Below are 15,350 nucleotides of genomic sequence, written 5' to 3'. Positions count from 1 at the left end.
TCCCGTCACTACGCATCCGTCAAACCATGCCACTCGACCCGAACTACCCACGCGATCTGATCGGCTACGGCCGCCACCCGGTGCATGCGAACTGGCCGGGGCGAGCGCGCGTCGCGGTGCAATTCGTCCTCAACTACGAAGAGGGCGGCGAGAACTGCGTGCTGCACGGCGATCCCGCATCCGAGCAGTTCCTGTCGGAGATCGTCGGCGCGGCGGCCTATCCGGCGCGGCATATGAGCATGGAGTCGATCTACGAATACGGCTCGCGCGCGGGGGTGTGGCGCATTCTGCGCGAATTCGAAAGACGTGACCTCGCGCTGACGGTGTTCGGCGTCGGCATGGCGATCGAGCGGAATCCGGAAGTCGCGCGGGCCTTCGTCGAACTCGGGCATGAGATCGCATGCCACGGCTATCGCTGGATTCACTATCAGGACATGTCGCCGGACAAGGAAGCGGAGCACATGCGCCTTGGCATGGAGGCGATCGAGCGCGTGACCGGCGTGCGGCCGCTCGGCTGGTACACCGGCCGCGACAGTCCGAACACCCATCGGCTGGTCGCCGAATACGGCGGCTTCCTGTACGACTCCGACTACTACGGCGACGACCTGCCGTTCTGGATGGACGTCGAGGTGGCGGGCGGCAAGAGCGTGCCGCAACTGATCGTGCCGTACACGCTCGACACCAACGACATGCGCTTCGCGACGCCGCAAGGCTTCAATACCGCGGACCACTTCTTCACCTACCTGCGCGACGCGTTCGACGTGCTGTACGAAGAGGGCGACGAAGTGCCGAAGATGCTGTCGATCGGCATGCACTGCCGGCTGCTCGGCCGGCCGGGGCGTTTCCGCGCGCTGCAGCGCTTTCTCGACCACATCGAACAGCACGATCGCGTATGGGTGTCGCGGCGCGTCGATATCGCGCGGCACTGGCACGAAACTCATCCTTACCAACAGGACGACCGCGAGGCTGCGGCATGAAGGCGATGCAATACACCCTGGATCAACTCAACAGCCTCTCGACCGACGCGTTCGTCGCGACGCTGTCGGGCATCTTCGAGCACTCGCCGTGGGTCGCGGAGATGGCGGCGCGGCAGCGGCCGTTCGCGAGCATCGACGAGTTGCATCAGAGCATGTCGCAGATCGTCGAAACCTCGGGCGAGGACAAGCAGCTCGCGCTGATCAACGCGCACCCGGAACTCGCCGGCAAGGCCGCGGTGCGTGGCGAGCTGACCGCCGAATCGACCCGCGAGCAAAGCGGCGCCGGGCTCGCACAATGCACGCAGGAAGAGTTCGACAAACTGCATGCGCTCAATCACGCGTATCGCGAGAAATTCGGCTTTCCGTTCATTCTCGCGGTGCGCGGCTACGACCGCCACGGCATCATCGCGAACTTCGAATCGCGCGTGAACAACAGCCGCGCCGACGAAATGCGCGCGAGCCTCGATCAGATCTATCGCATTGCACGTTTGCGGCTCGACGACCTGATCGGCGCGTGACGCGCACCGCGTCACGCAGCGAGCCGAGACGTTTTTTCCGCACCAATCGATATCAAGGACGACAAAGATGGCACTTCCGATTCTCGACCCCAACGCACCGGAATTCACGCGCCGTTACGTGAACCTGGCGGACCCGCGTCTGGGCGCGCAGGCGCTCGAGGCTAGCGACGAATTCTTCGCGCCGAAGGACCGCATGCTGAATCCGGAACCGGCCGTCTTCATTCCGGGCAAGTACGACGACAACGGCAAGTGGATGGACGGCTGGGAAACACGCCGCAAACGCACGACCGGCTACGACTGGTGCGTCGTCAAGCTCGCGCGGCCAGGCGTGATCAAGGGACTCGACGTCGACACCAGCCACTTCACCGGCAATTTCCCGCCGGCGGCGTCGGTGGAAGCGGCGCGCGTCGTCGATGGCGAGCCGAACCAGTCGACGCCATGGACCGAGATCGTGCCGTCCACCACATTGCAGGGCAATAGCCACCATTACCTCGAAGTCGGCGACGCGAACGCGTACACGCATCTGCGCGTGAATATCTATCCGGACGGCGGCATTGCGCGTCTGCGCGTGTACGGTCAGCCGCAGGTGGACTGGGCCGGCGCGAGCCGCACCCAGCAGTTCGATCTCGCGGCGATGGAAAACGGCGCGTATCTGGTCGGCGCGAACAACCAGCACTTCGGCGCGGCCTCGACGCTGCTGATGCCGGGTCGCGGCGTGAATATGGGCGACGGCTGGGAAACGCGCCGTCGTCGCGAGCCGGGCAACGACTGGGCGATCATCGCGCTCGCACAGCCGGGCGTGATCCGCAAGATCGAAGTCGACACCGCGCACTTCAAGGGCAACTATCCGGATCGCTGCTCGATCCAGGCCGCGTACGTGAAGGGCGGCACCGACAGCTCGCTCGTCACACAGGCGATGTTCTGGCCGGTGCTGCTCGGCGAACAGAAACTGCAGATGGACAAGCAGCATTTCTTCGAAAGCGAGATCGCGGCGCTCGGGCCCGTCACGCATGTGCGCTTCAACATCTATCCGGACGGCGGCGTGTCGCGTCTGCGTCTGTGGGGGACGCTCGAATGAAAACGCTCGCCATCGAACCGCTGACGAAAGAGGCGTTCGCCGCATTCGGCGACGTGATCGAACTCGAAGGCGCGAAGCAGATTCCGATCAACCTCGGCACGACGATCCGCTATCACGACCTCGCGAAAGTCGACGTGACCGACGAGCACGGCCGCACGCTCGTCAATCTGTTTCGTGGCCAGCCGCGCGCGCTGCCGTTCGAAGTGAAGATGCTCGAGCGTCATCCGCTCGGCAGCCAGGCATTCGTGCCGCTGAACGACAAGCCGTATCTGGTCGTCGTCGCGCCAGCGGGCGAACTCGATGCGGCGAAGATCCGCGCGTTCGTCACGAGTGGCTGGCAGGGCGTCAACTACGCGAAGGGCGTATGGCACCATCCGCTGATCGCGTTGGGCGAGGTGAGCGACTTTATCGTCGTCGATCGTGGCGGCGAGGGGCTCAATCTGAACGAACAGGATCTGGCGGAGTCGCTGTGGCTCACGGAAGATGCGTTGAGCGCGGTGGCGGTTTGATGGCAATGCAGCTGCCGGGTCGCCGGCAGCGTTGTGGTTGAAAAGAAAAGCCCGCGACGTGCGTTACGTCGCGGGATTTTTCTTGCATGGATCACGATTACTTGCGCCTGCCGAGCAACGGCGAATGCCCGATGACTTCCCTTGACCGCTCGGGCGGCTCCGGCGCCGAAAATCCCGCTGCTTCGATGGCTGGCTTGAGGCCCCTGAATTGCAGGCTTTTCTTTGGCGAGCGCAGCGATGTCATGCCGTCGTCCCACGCATGCAGCATCTGCTTGGCGACCGTGCGCCACTGCGGTTCGTTGCGCGCTGCTTCGATCAGCTCATGGCCGACGTCGACAGCCGAGTCGCACAGCGCCTCGACCATTTGCGCATATTGCCGTGGAGCGATGCCCATGCGCGTGTTGAAAAAGCGTTCGAGGGTTTTGCCGGCTGCCCAGGTCTTGCGGCCGTCGATGGCGAGGCCCGGCGGATTGGCGGCGAAGCGCGGATAAGCCTGGGTCGTCACGACATCGTAGACGGGCGTGAACGCGACATCGTCGACCGACGTATAGAACAGCGCGACGTTCTTGGTGTGGCAGTCCGCATTGCGCACGACGTAGTTGGTCAGCAGATGCCAGCCGAGCTGCTGGAGCTGCACCCGCATGGTGTCGCGATCGAGCAGATACGCTCTTGCCGCATTGAGCATTTTCTCGCTGGTCGAATTGTATTTTTCGTGCGGCGGCAAACCGAGCAGCCCGCACAGGTCTTCGACGCCGTACGCCGGTAGTCCATCTTCGTCGACATCGAAGCGCTCGACGACGAGCGCCCGGCCATCGTCCGACATTTGCGTGCGCGCAACGGGCGCCACCCCCAACCGCTCCAGCACCCGCATCGAATGGAATTCGTTGAAACCGAGAAAGGGCGTGTTGTCGTCCGAACCTTTGACGATGTGACGGCTCGTTCGAATCGTCGGCTTACCGAGCTGCAACGGTGTCGATGTGGCAGCCTGCACTTCGGGCGCGATGAACTTCGGCACGACCCCTGAAATAGCCGCTCGCGCGTATTCACGCACCAGTCGCGCGAAATGTTCGGCGGTGTTGTCGCCGTGCAGGATGTGCTGGACGTCGAGCGCCTCCAGTTCGGTGCCCGGCGCGACGCCTTCGGGCGTGACGGTGACCCGGCCGATCCCCATCGATCCCACCACGGCGAGCAGCGACAGATCGGTTCCGTCGAGCAAGGGCCCGAATTGCTCGCGGATCAGATTCAGCAGATAGCCCTCGGGCAGGTTCTGCCGGAAAAACGGATGCAGGTCGCGCGGCCAGCGCCAGGCCTCTTCGCGCACCGGCATCGTCAGACTGACGAAGTCGGCCGCGCTCGCATCGCGGTTGTATTTGAGGACATAGTCGTCGCGCTCGCGAAACAGCGTGGCGACGTTCCTGCCTCGTACCTGAACGTCGAGCTTCATGGCTGCGCGTCCGGACTGCGCTGTTCAGCGAGGATGTCTTCCAGCGTGCGGCCATGTCCATGCGCGACGAACTTGAGGTCGTAACCGGCGGCTTCGAGCAGGCGCACGAGCACGGACACGCTCATATCGTTCTTGGCGAGCGTCTCCATCCGCGCGACGGTCGTGCGGGCCACGCCCGCGCGGCGCGCAAGCTCTTCCTGCGATAGCTTGCTGTCGCGGCGTACGGCTTTCAGCATGTCCGAGACATCGGCGAGGTTGGTCATTTGTAGCCTCAGGGCGTCAAATTCAGCGCATCTGCCATTTATTGTAGCCCAAGAGACACAGCAACGTTGCATGTCTTTGTGCCTCTAGGGCTACATTTTACGTATCTTTGGCGTTTTTGTAGCCCAACGGCAACAAATTTTTCGATGTATCGATGCCACTGACTGCACCCGGCACCCCGTCCAAACGACAACGGGCTTGCCGCTGTCGCGACAAGCCCGCTTCACCCTCCAGCCTCCACCTCGGCACCGGATGATCCGTGATCCTGACAGACCTTCTTACTTCGCCGCGCCGCCTTCGAACCACGCGGCGATCTTCATCCGCTCGTCGTCGGTCATGTGCGTGACGTTGCCGAGCGGCATCGCCTTCAACGTGACCGCCTGCTGGTAAATGCGCTGCGCGTTCTGCGAGATCTCGTCGGGGGTATCCATCAGCACGCCGGCGGGCGCGCTGCCCATCATCGTCGGATGCGCGGAGTGGCAGGCCACGCAGCGCTGCTGCAGCACCGGCGCGATGTCGGCGACCTTCAGCATCGGCGCGTTGGCGGCCTGCGCCTGCGGCACCACCGGACGCGGCATGGTCCACACGAGCGCCGTGCACATCAGCGCGACGCCGACGAGCGGCAGGTACCACAACACCTGGCCGCGATGGCGCATCACGAAGAACTGACGGATCAGCGCGCCGGCCAGCATGATGACGACGAGCACCGCCCAGTTGTACGGATGCGTGTAGGTCATCGCGTAGTGGTTCGACAGCATCGCGAACACGACCGGCAGCGTGAAGTAGGTGTTGTGCACCGAGCGCTGCTTGCCGCGCTTGCCGTAGATCGGGTTCGGCGTGTCGCCCTTGAGCATCGCGTCGACCATCTTGCGCTGGCCCGGAATGATCACGAAGAACACGTTGGCCGACATGATCGTCGCGAGCATTGCGCCCATGATCAGATACGCCGCGCGGCCCGCGAAGATATGACACGCGAGATACGCCGCGATCAGCACATAAACGCCGACGCAGATGCCGAGCAGTTTGTCGCGCGTGCCGAGAATGCGGCACAGCGAGTCGTAGACGATCCAGCCGGCCGCGAGGAAACCGATCGCCGAGGCGACCGCGACCACCGGTCCCATGTCGAGCACGTTCTTGTCGATCAGGTAGGTGCTCGGCGAGAACAGATACAGCACGGTAAAGAGACCGAAGCCCGACAGCCACGTCGTGTACGACGGCCATTTGGACCAGTGCAGGTCTTCGGGCATTTCCGGCGGCGCGACCGTGTACTTCTGCATGTTGTAGAAGCCGCCGCCGTGCACGTGCCACAACGCGCCGAACACGCCGCGACGGCGCTGGTTCGGATCGGTCGGCGGTTTCAGACTGTTGTCGAGCGCGACGAAATAGAACGATTCGCCGATCCATGCGATGGCGGCGATGACGTGGAACCAGCGAATCGCGAGGTTCAACCAGTCGGTGATAAAGCCTTCCATGAAACTCCTCCACTTCTGATTCGTTGTGCGCGCGATGACGTTCGACGTCGCCGGTCATCGCGCCGACTGCGGATAGAAGACGCAGCGCGGCTTGTTATGGGTATCGCGGGGCGCTTATGCGTATTTGTGTCTGTTCGTGCCGAAGCGGATGCGGCTCGCATCCGGCAGGGCTAGCTGCCCCGATACGTGCTGTAGGAAAACGGCGACACCAGCAGCGGCACGTGATAGTGCGAGTTGGCATCGGCGACGCCGAAGCGCAGCACGACGCGATCGACGAAGCGCGGCTCCGGCAAGCTGGTGCCGAGCGACGCGAAGTAGTCGCCCGCGCCGAACACGAGTTCGTACTCGCCCGCGACGAGCGCGTCGCCTTCGAGCAGCGGCTCGTCGCAGCGGCCGTCGTGATTGGTCACCGTGGTTTTGAGTGCGCGGCGCGTGTCTCCGGCGAGCGCGAAGAGTTCGACCTTGATGCCTGCGCCGGGACGGCCGTTCGCGGTGTCGAGCACGTGGGTAGTGAGCTTGCCCATTCGCAATTGTCCTTGTGTGAATGCGAGGTGTCGGCGGCGGCCCGATCCAGTACGTTTGCGGCGGATCGAGGCTCCACGTCAGTGGCTACATACCCGTCGGCGAGTTGAAGCGAGCGCCGTGGCAGCCATTGTAAAAAGGATGCCCCGTTCAGCGCGCGAGCGATAGGAAAGATAATAGTTCGCGCATGATGGGCAGCCAGTCGAAAGCCGCGCCGGCTCATCGGCCGATCGTACCGGCGCCAAAAATGCACCACTATATTGGCGGTGTGAAGTTGGGTATCGCAGCCGCACGAGTTGCCAGCGGGATTTTGGCTACCGAAGGTAAGCGCTGTGCGACACACCCGTGCAAAGGCAGGAATTTGGCACGGCAAACCCCGAAGACAGCGATTCACGCCGGGTAACCGGGCCAACGGCGTTCAAGCGAACGCGGCGGCGCGGTGGCGTGCCGCCGCATCGCGTTCGAACGGCTTTGCATGCAGGCAATCAGGCGGACAGACGAATGACGATGAATGAAGCAGTGAAACAACCCGGCAAAACGATGCTCGTGAAGCACGCGGACGTGCTGGTCACGATGGATGGCGAGCGGCGGGAATTGCGCGACGCCGGGCTGTACATCCAGGAAAACCGGATCGTCGCGGTCGGACCAACCGCGCAACTGCCGCAAACGGCCGATCAGGTACTCGACCTGCGCGGCCATCTGGTGATCCCGGGCCTCGTCAATACGCATCACCACATGTACCAGAGCCTCACGCGCGCGATTCCCGCCGCGCAGAACGCCGAGCTGTTCGGCTGGCTGACGAATCTGTACAAGGTGTGGGCGAACCTCACGCCCGACATGATCGAAGTATCGACGCTGACCGCGATGGCCGAGCTGCTGCTGTCGGGCTGCACGACCTCGAGCGACCATCTGTATATCTATCCGAACGGCAGCCGCCTCGACGACAGCATCGCCGCGGCGCGCCGCATCGGCATGCGCTTTCATGCGGCGCGCGGCAGCATGAGCGTGGGGCGCAAAGACGGCGGCTTGCCGCCGGATTCGGTGGTCGAGCGCGAAGCGGACATCCTGAAGGACACGCAGCGCCTGATCGAGACGTATCACGACGACGGCCGCTACGCGATGCTGCGCGTCGTCGTGGCGCCGTGCTCGCCGTTTTCGGTGAGCCAGGACCTGATGCGCGAATCGGCGGTGCTTGCGCGCCAGTACGGCGTGTCGCTGCACACGCATCTGGCGGAGAACGTCAACGACGTCGAGTACAGCCGCGAGAAGTTCGGCATGACGCCGGCCGAGTACGCACACGATCTCGGCTGGATCGGCCGCGACGTATGGCATGCGCACTGCGTGCAACTCGACGACGCCGGGATCGCGCTGTTCGCGCGCACCGGCACCGGCGTCGCGCACTGTCCGTGCTCGAACATGCGGCTCGCGTCGGGCATCGCGCCGGTCAAGCGCATGCGGCTCGCGGGCGTGCCGGTTGGGCTCGGTGTCGACGGCTCGGCGTCGAACGACGGTGCGCAGATGGTCGCCGAAGTGCGCCAGGCGCTACTGCTGCAGCGCGTCGGTTTCGGGCCCGATGCGATGACCGCGCGCGAGGCGCTCGAAATCGCGACGGTGGGCGGCGCGCGCGTGCTCAATCGCGACGACATCGGCGCGCTCGCGCCCGGCATGGCCGCGGATTTCGTCGCGTTCGATCTGCGCTCGCCGCACTTTGCCGGCGCATTGCACGATCCGGTGGCGGCTCTGGTATTCTGCGCGCCGTCGCAGGTCAGCTATAGCGTGATCGACGGCAAGGTGGTGGTGAAGGAGGGGCGGTTGGCGACGCTCGAACTCGAGCCGGTGATCGAGCGGCATAACGCGCTCGCGCGGCAGCTCTATGAGGCGGCGGCTTGAGCTTGAGCTTGAGCGGAAGGGGCGGCGCTCACGCCCTGATGCGCGGGTGCCGCGAATCGTTGATATCCGAGCGGCGCCGCATGCGGGCTCAGGGCTTGTCGATCAAAGTCCGGGTCGCCTCGCCAACCAGACCGCGCAGCCAGCGCACTTCGTCGGAGTAGTGCACGCGCTCGTGCCACAGCTGGTAGTACTGCATCGGCGGAAAGTCGAGCGGCGCGGACACCACGGTCAGCGGCAGGAACTTCGCGTAGTAGTCGGCAAAGAGGCGCGTCGTCGTGAAGATCAGATCGGATTTGATCAGCACGTACGGCGCGAGATTGAAGTAGGGCAGCGTGACGACCACATGGCGCTTGAGCCGCTCGCGCGCGAGATGCACGTCGATCGCGCCGCGCTGGCCGACCGAGTACGGCGTCGGCGCGAGATGCGGCGCGTTCAGGTACTGGTCGAGTGTGAGCCCGCCACGTTTGGCGAACGGATGCGTGTTGCTCATCAGGCAGACGATCTGATCGACGAACAGGTTCGACAGATGCAGCTGCTCGGGCGGCTCCGGCCAGTTGCCGACCACGATGTCGAGCTTGCCGTCTTCGAGCGCGAGTTCGTAGTCGAACGCCGGGCCGAGCGAATGGAATTCGAGCGTCGCGTTCGGCGCAGCCTGGCGAAAACGTTCGACGACGGTCGGCACGAATAGCACATTGAGGTAGTCGGGACAGCCGATCCGGTAGCAGCGGATCGACGTGGCCGGATCGAAGTTGTGCTGCTGGAACTTGATGCGCTCGATTTCGCGCAGCGCGTTCTGCACCGGTTCGAGCAGGCGCAGGCCGTACTCGGTCGGCACCATGCCGGATTTGCCGCGCACCAGCAGCGGGTCGCCGGTGATGTCGCGCAGACGGCGCAGCGCCGCGCTGATCGCGGGTTGGGACTGGTTCAGTTTGACGGCGGCGCGCGTGACGCTGCGCTCCATCAGAAGCGTGTGCAACACGCGCAGCAGGTACGTGTCGATCGCCTCGCGTTGCTGGCTCATGGATTCTCCGAAATATATGTGCTGGCTGATCGAACGGACGTGGGGGTATATGCGTTTTAATATGGACGAAAAACGTCGTCAAGGGTGACATACCCGCAGAGCTTGTAGCGGCGCGGGTTTGCGGGAATTTTGGCAACTCGACTGAGTGGGGCGAATTAGGTATCGTCATTCGGTTGTGGTGACGGATCGCCCGTCGGCACGGTGGACGTTTTCGACGTCAAGCCGGCGGTATTCAGGCAGCATGCGGCGTCTCGAACGCACTACGGAATCTCATGAGCGACACTCCACTTAGCGACGGCGCACAACTCACCAGCCAGGCGGTGCCCCGGCTCGCGCTGACAGGGATCACGAAGCAGTACCCGGCCGTGCGCGCCAACGACGATGTCACGCTCGTCGTTGCGCCCGGCGAGATCCACGCGGTGCTCGGCGAGAACGGCGCGGGCAAGAGCACGCTGATGAAGATCATCTACGGCGCGGTCCGGCCCGATGCCGGCGAGATCCGCTGGGAAGGCGAGACGGTCGACATCGCGAGCCCGGCGGCCGCGCGCAAGCTCGGCGTCGGCATGGTGTTCCAGCACTTCTCGCTGTTCGAGACGTTGACGGTTGGCGAAAACATCGCGCTCGCGCTCGACGAACCGTTCGATCTGAAGTCCCTTGCGAAACGCATTCGCGAGGTGTCGGCCGACTACGGGCTCGACATCGATCCGCAACGGCACGTGCACAGCCTCACCGTCGGCGAACGTCAGCGCGTCGAAATCGTGCGCTGCCTGCTGCAGAATCCGCGTCTGCTGATCATGGACGAACCGACCTCGGTGTTGACGCCGCAGGCGGTCCGCAAGCTGTTCACGACGCTGCGCCGGCTCGCGGCCGAAGGCTGCAGCATTCTCTACATCAGCCATAAGCTCGACGAAATCCAGGAGTTGTGCGACACCGCTACCGTAATGCGCGGCGGTCGCGTCACCGGCAATGTGACGCCGAAGAACGAGACGCATGCGTCGCTCGCGCAGTTGATGGTCGGCCACTCGCTGCCCGACTACACGCGGCGCGAGCACAAGCCGGGCGCGGTGCTGCTCGACGTCAGGCAGTTGTCGGTCGCGAGCGACGATCCGTTCGGTACCTCGTTGCGCGACGTGTCGTTCAGCGTGCATGCGGGCGAGATCTTCGGCATTGCCGGTGTGTCAGGCAACGGCCAGGCGGAACTGCTCGCGGCGTTGTCCGGAGAAAAGCGCGCTGAAAAACGCAGCCTGCCGGCCGACGCGATCACGATCTGCGGCAAGCCGGCCGCGCGCCTCGGCGCGGGCCGGCGGCGCGCGCTCGGCTTTGGCTTCGTGCCCGAGGAGCGGCTCGGCCGCGGCGCGGTGCCGGCGATGAGCCTGGCCGACAACGCGCTCCTTACCGCGCATCGGCAGAGCATGGTCAAGTCGGGCTGGATCCGGGCGGGCGCGATGCGCGCGTTCGCGAAGCGCTGCATCGACGCATTCGACGTGCGCTGCGGCGGCCCCGACGCGCTCGCGCAAAGCCTGTCGGGCGGCAATCTGCAGAAATACATCATGGGCCGCGAGATTTTGCAGGCGCCGAAGGTGCTGGTGGTCGCGCAGCCGACGTGGGGCGTCGATGTCGGCGCGTCTGCATTCATCCGTCAGCAGTTGCTCGATCTGTCGGCGCGCGGCGTCGCGATTCTGGTGATCTCGGAGGAACTGGAAGAGCTGTTCGATATCTGCGACCGCATCGCGGTGCTCGCGGGCGGGCGGCTTTCGCCGGTGCGCGCGACCGGCGCGACCAACGCCGAGGAAATCGGCCGCTGGATGGCCGGGCTGTTCGGCGACCGCGAGGGCGCGGCGCCCGCGGCGGACCAGCCGGCGCATGCATGACGCGAGGCGCGGTCTGCCGGCCACACCAAAAAGCTAAGCACGCACGCGAACGCGGACCCTGAAGAACAGAACCCGAACAATTTCACGCTACCCATGACGCTTCCTTATCGACTCGAAGCCCGCACCACGCCCTCGCGCACGATGCAACTCGCCGTGCCGCTGATCGCCGCAGTGCTGACGCTCGCGATCGGCTTCCTGATTTTCGGCCTCGTCGGCCGCGACCCGTTGCAGGCGATGCACGCGTTCTTCATCGAGCCGCTGTCGAGCATCAACGGCTGGTCGGAGCTATTGCTGAAGGCGTCGCCGTTGTGCCTGATCGGCCTTGGGCTCGCGATCGGTTATCGCGCGAACGTGTGGAACATCGGCGCCGAAGGGCAGATGCTGCTCGGCGGCATCGCGGCGAGCGGCGTCGCGATCTATTTCGATCAGGCGAGCGGCTGGTGGATCCTGCCGACGATGATGCTCGCGGGCATCCTTGGCGGCATGGCTTGGGCTGCGATTCCGGCGTTCCTGAAGAGCCGCTTCAACACCAACGAGATTCTCGTGAGCCTGATGCTCACGTACGTCGCGACCCAACTGCTGATCTACCTGGTGAGCGGCCCGTGGCGCGATCCGCAGGGCATGAACTTTCCGCTGTCGGAGATGTTCAGCGGCGACGCGCTGTTTCCGACGCTGTATGGCGACTGGCACTGGAAATTTCTGCGCGGCACGCGCCTGAACGCGTCCGTGTTCCTCACGCTGATCGCGATTCCGCTCGTCTGGCTGTTCATGCGCAAGAGCTTCGCGGGCTACCGGATGAACGTCGGCGGACTCGCGCCGCTCGCCGCGCGCTACGCGGGCTTCTCCGACAAGAAGACGATCTGGACCTCGCTGCTGATTAGCGGCGGCCTCGCGGGCCTCGCCGGCATGGGCGAGATCGCCGGTCCGATCGGCCAGTTGCAGGCGACGTGGTCGCCGGGCTACGGCTTCACCGCGATCATCGTCGTGTTCGTCGGCCGCTTGCATCCGCTCGGCATCGTGCTCGCCAGTCTGCTGATGGCGCTGCTGTATCTCGGCGGCGAAGCGGTGCAGACCTCGATGCAATTGCCGCAAGCGCTGTCGGGCGTGTTCCAGGGGTTGCTGCTGTTCTGCCTGCTGGGCGCCGACCTGTTCGTGAACTACCGCGTGCGGCGCCGCTCGGCCGTGGCAGTGAGTCATTGAGTTTGCCAATAAGCCTTTAGAACTCGATATGGATATCCAGCAAGCCAGCGCGCTCACGTCGAGCGCGATCACCGCGTCGATCCCGCTGATGTTCGCGGGCGCCGGCGAACTCGTCGCCGAAAAATCGGGCGTGCTCAACCTCGGCGTGGAAGGGATGATGCTGATGGGCGCCGTCAGCGGCTACGCGGTCACGTCGATCACCGGCAGCCCGTGGCTCGGCGTGCTCGCCGCGATCGGCGCCGGTCTCGCGATGTCGCTGCTGTTCGCGTTCCTCACGCTGACGATGCTCGCCAACCAGGTTGCGACCGGCCTGTCGCTGACGATCTTCGGCATCGGACTGTCCGCGTATGTCGGCAAGCCGTACACGTCGGCCGCGGTGCGCGCGACGATCGATACGTGGACGATTCCCGGCCTGTCGAAAATCCCGGTGCTCGGTCCCGCGCTGTTTACCCTCACGCCGCTCGATTACCTCGCGTTCCTGATGTTCGCGGCGATCGGCTGGTTCCTGTATCGCACGCGCGCGGGGCTCGTGCTGCGCTCGGTCGGCGAATCGCCGCAGGTCGCACACTCGGTCGGCTTTCCGGTGGTCGGTGTGCGCTATGGCGCGGTCGCGTTCGGCGGCGGCATGGCGGGGCTCGCGGGCGGCTACTATTCGATCGTCAATCTGCACCTGTGGCAGGAAAATTTGACGTCGGGCCGCGGCTGGATCGCGCTCGCGCTCGTGGTGTTCGCGACGTGGCGCCCGGGCCGTCTGCTGATCGGCTCGCTGCTGTTCGGCGCGGTGACGGGGCTGCAGTTCTACGCGCAGGCGATCGGCGTGCCGGTGCCGACGCAGTTCCTCGCGATGCTGCCCTACGTCGCGACGATCGTCGTACTGGCGCTGATCTCGCGCAATCCGAACACGATTCGCCTGAATGCGCCCGCGTCGCTCGGCAAGCCGTTTTTTTCGGCAGGCTGACGGCGCCACAGGTTTTTTGTCGATTCGCTCACTACTATTCGCTCATCACGACAGGGGAAAAACATGAAGAGAAGAAATCTGCTGACCGCTTTTGCGTGGGGCGCGGCGTCGCTCGCACTTGCAGCGCCGCTCGCGCAAACCGCGCAGGCCGCCGACGTGCCGGGCGTTGCGTTTGTCTATCTCGGCAATCCGGGCGATGCCGGCTGGACCTTCGCGCACGACCAGGGCTCGCGCGAAGCCGAAGCGAAGTTCGGTAACCGGATCAAGGTCACGCGCGTCGAGAACGTGCCGGAATCGGCCGACTCGGAGCGCGTGTTCCGCGATCTCGCCAACAAGGGCAACAAGATCATCTTCGGCACGAGCTTCGGCTTCCAGGACTTTCAGCTGAAGGTCGCGAAGGACTTCCCGGACACCATCTTCCTGCACGCGACCGGCTACAAGAAGGCGCCGAACTTCGGCACCTACGACGTGCGCATGTATCAGGGCGCGTATCTGGCCGGCGTCGCCGCGGGCTACGTGACGAAGAGCAACACGCTCGGCTTCGTCGCGTCGGTGCCGATTCCGGAAGTGGTGCGCAACATCAACGCGTTTACGCTGGGTGCGCGCTCGGTGAATCCGAAGGTGCATACGAAGGTGATCTGGATCAACAGCTGGTTCGATCCGGGCAAGGAAAAGCAGGCCGCCGAAACGTTGATCGGCCAGGGCGCGGACGTGCTGCTGCAGAACACCGATTCGAGCGCGACGCTCGCCACAGCTTCGGAGAAGCACGTGCACGCGTTCGGCTGGGATTCGGACATGAAGAAGTTCGGTCCTGATGCCCATCTCGGCTCCGTGGTCGCGCACTGGGGCGTGTACTACAGCGCGGTGATCCAGCAGGTGCTCGACGGCAAGTGGAAGAACGATCCGGTGTGGTGGGGTATTCCGCAAAAGGCCGTCAACCTCGAGAACCTGAACACGTCGGCGATTCCGGCCGATGGGCAGAAGCAGGTCGCCGCCAGGCGCGAAGAACTCGCGAGCGGCAAGCGCGACGTGTTCACGGGCCCGATCATGGATCAGTCGGGCACGGTGAAGGTGCCGGAAGGCAAGACCTTGACCGATCCGGAGTTGCAGCGCCTGAACTGGTACGTCGAGGGTGTCGACGGGTCGCTGCCGAAGTAAATCGGGCGGTCCGCTGTTGAAAAAAGCTGCGTCCAGCGTGGGCTGGACGCAGCTTTTCTGTTTGCGGCCTGCGCGTGGCAGCGCGCAAGCGTGCGTGTCGTGCGGTCGCCGCTCAGTCCTCGATGCGCAGGCCGACCTTCAGCGTCACCTGCCAATACGCGACCTTGCCGTTCTCGATCTGGCCACGCGTTTCCGTGACCTCGAACCAGTGCAGATTGCGCAGCGTTTCCGACGCTTTGGCAATCGCGGTGGTGATCGCGTCGTCGATCGATTTCTTCGACGAACCGGTCAGTTCGATCTTCTTGTAAACGTGTTCTGACATGAATTCCTCCTTGGTGTGCGCCGCTGGTCGATAAAACGCTGCTCGGAAACGCGCTTGGAAAAAGTATAGGCAACGGTTCGCGCAGTCCGTCGGACATATGCGTGCTCGCGAGCGTCATCGCCTGCGCGGCGGATCGAACGTCGCGCCCG

Annotated in this window: 15 protein-coding genes; 9 read left to right on the top strand and 6 right to left on the bottom strand. The window is 64.4% G+C overall.

Features of this window, described 5'->3' with window-relative positions; genetic code table 11:
• The first annotated feature begins 26 nt into the window (after positions 1–26).
• The 4 genes from puuE to VSR82_RS02300 all read left to right on the top strand — a co-directional run bounded on the left by puuE (position 27) and on the right by VSR82_RS02300 (position 3,082).
• The gene (gene puuE / locus VSR82_RS02315; RefSeq protein WP_429459025.1) at positions 27–977 is read left to right on the top strand and encodes an allantoinase PuuE; all 951 of its coding nucleotides are present in this window, start codon (positions 27–29) and stop codon (positions 975–977) included.
• Entirely contained in the window at positions 974–1,495 is a 522-nt protein-coding gene (uraD, locus tag VSR82_RS02310) for a 2-oxo-4-hydroxy-4-carboxy-5-ureidoimidazoline decarboxylase (RefSeq protein ID WP_429459027.1), read from the top strand. The genes puuE and uraD overlap by 4 nt, the downstream gene beginning before the upstream one ends.
• Positions 1,496–1,562: 67 nt before the next feature.
• Positions 1,563–2,573, top strand: coding sequence for an allantoicase (gene alc / locus VSR82_RS02305; protein WP_498857471.1), 1,011 nt, complete (start codon positions 1,563–1,565; stop codon positions 2,571–2,573).
• A complete protein-coding gene (locus VSR82_RS02300; RefSeq protein WP_410847972.1) occupies positions 2,570–3,082 on the top strand; it encodes an ureidoglycolate lyase in 513 nt (170 codons plus the stop codon). Before alc ends, VSR82_RS02300 begins: the two co-directional genes overlap by 4 nt.
• Before the next feature lie 97 nt (positions 3,083–3,179).
• Here VSR82_RS02300 and VSR82_RS02295 read toward each other — a convergent pair whose 3' ends face one another.
• The 4 genes from VSR82_RS02295 to uraH form a co-directional block, all read right to left on the bottom strand.
• Positions 3,180–4,526, bottom strand: coding sequence for a type II toxin-antitoxin system HipA family toxin (locus VSR82_RS02295; RefSeq protein ID WP_498857470.1), 1,347 nt, complete (start codon positions 4,524–4,526; stop codon positions 3,180–3,182).
• Entirely contained in the window at positions 4,523–4,789 is a 267-nt protein-coding gene (locus VSR82_RS02290) for a helix-turn-helix domain-containing protein (protein WP_008920757.1), read from the bottom strand. Before VSR82_RS02290 ends, VSR82_RS02295 begins: the two co-directional genes overlap by 4 nt.
• Before the next feature lie 276 nt (positions 4,790–5,065).
• On the bottom strand, positions 5,066–6,259 hold the full coding sequence (locus tag VSR82_RS02285; RefSeq protein ID WP_498857469.1) for a urate hydroxylase PuuD: 1,194 nt from the start codon (positions 6,257–6,259) through the stop codon (positions 5,066–5,068).
• A gap of 170 nt (positions 6,260–6,429) precedes the next feature.
• On the bottom strand, positions 6,430–6,783 hold the full coding sequence (gene uraH, locus VSR82_RS02280; protein WP_368587101.1) for a hydroxyisourate hydrolase: 354 nt from the start codon (positions 6,781–6,783) through the stop codon (positions 6,430–6,432).
• A 499-nt stretch (positions 6,784–7,282) separates the two neighbouring features.
• Here uraH and VSR82_RS02275 point away from each other — a divergent pair, with 499 nt between their 5' ends.
• Positions 7,283–8,671, top strand: coding sequence for an 8-oxoguanine deaminase (locus VSR82_RS02275; RefSeq protein WP_498857468.1), 1,389 nt, complete (start codon positions 7,283–7,285; stop codon positions 8,669–8,671).
• Positions 8,672–8,759: 88 nt separating this feature from the next.
• Here VSR82_RS02275 and VSR82_RS02270 read toward each other — a convergent pair whose 3' ends face one another.
• Positions 8,760–9,692 (bottom strand): LysR substrate-binding domain-containing protein, encoded by a 933-nt coding sequence (locus tag VSR82_RS02270; RefSeq protein WP_368587099.1) that lies wholly within the window; start codon positions 9,690–9,692, stop codon positions 8,760–8,762.
• Between the two features lie 272 nt (positions 9,693–9,964).
• Here VSR82_RS02270 and VSR82_RS02265 point away from each other — a divergent pair, with 272 nt between their 5' ends.
• From VSR82_RS02265 to VSR82_RS02250, 4 genes are all read left to right on the top strand, one after another.
• Complete coding sequence (locus VSR82_RS02265) at positions 9,965–11,563, top strand: ABC transporter ATP-binding protein (protein WP_368587098.1); 1,599 nt, start codon at positions 9,965–9,967, stop codon at positions 11,561–11,563.
• Positions 11,564–11,656: 93 nt separating this feature from the next.
• A complete protein-coding gene (locus tag VSR82_RS02260; RefSeq protein WP_410847975.1) occupies positions 11,657–12,763 on the top strand; it encodes an ABC transporter permease in 1,107 nt (368 codons plus the stop codon).
• Positions 12,764–12,791: 28 nt separating this feature from the next.
• Complete coding sequence (locus VSR82_RS02255; protein ID WP_176108325.1) at positions 12,792–13,721, top strand: ABC transporter permease; 930 nt, start codon at positions 12,792–12,794, stop codon at positions 13,719–13,721.
• A gap of 63 nt (positions 13,722–13,784) precedes the next feature.
• Positions 13,785–14,879, top strand: coding sequence for a BMP family ABC transporter substrate-binding protein (locus tag VSR82_RS02250; RefSeq protein ID WP_429459038.1), 1,095 nt, complete (start codon positions 13,785–13,787; stop codon positions 14,877–14,879).
• Between the two features lie 112 nt (positions 14,880–14,991).
• On the opposite strand, the gene VSR82_RS02245 is transcribed toward VSR82_RS02250, so the two are convergent.
• Positions 14,992–15,201, bottom strand: a complete 210-nt coding sequence (locus VSR82_RS02245; protein ID WP_018435559.1) for a dodecin — start codon at positions 15,199–15,201, stop codon at positions 14,992–14,994.
• Between the last annotated feature and the right edge of the window lie 149 nt (positions 15,202–15,350).

This window comes from Burkholderia sp. JPY481 (assembly GCF_038900515.1).
GTDB classification, from domain to species: Bacteria; Pseudomonadota; Gammaproteobacteria; order Burkholderiales; family Burkholderiaceae; genus Paraburkholderia; species Paraburkholderia youngii.
This window is presented reverse-complemented; position numbering and strand designations above follow the sequence as displayed.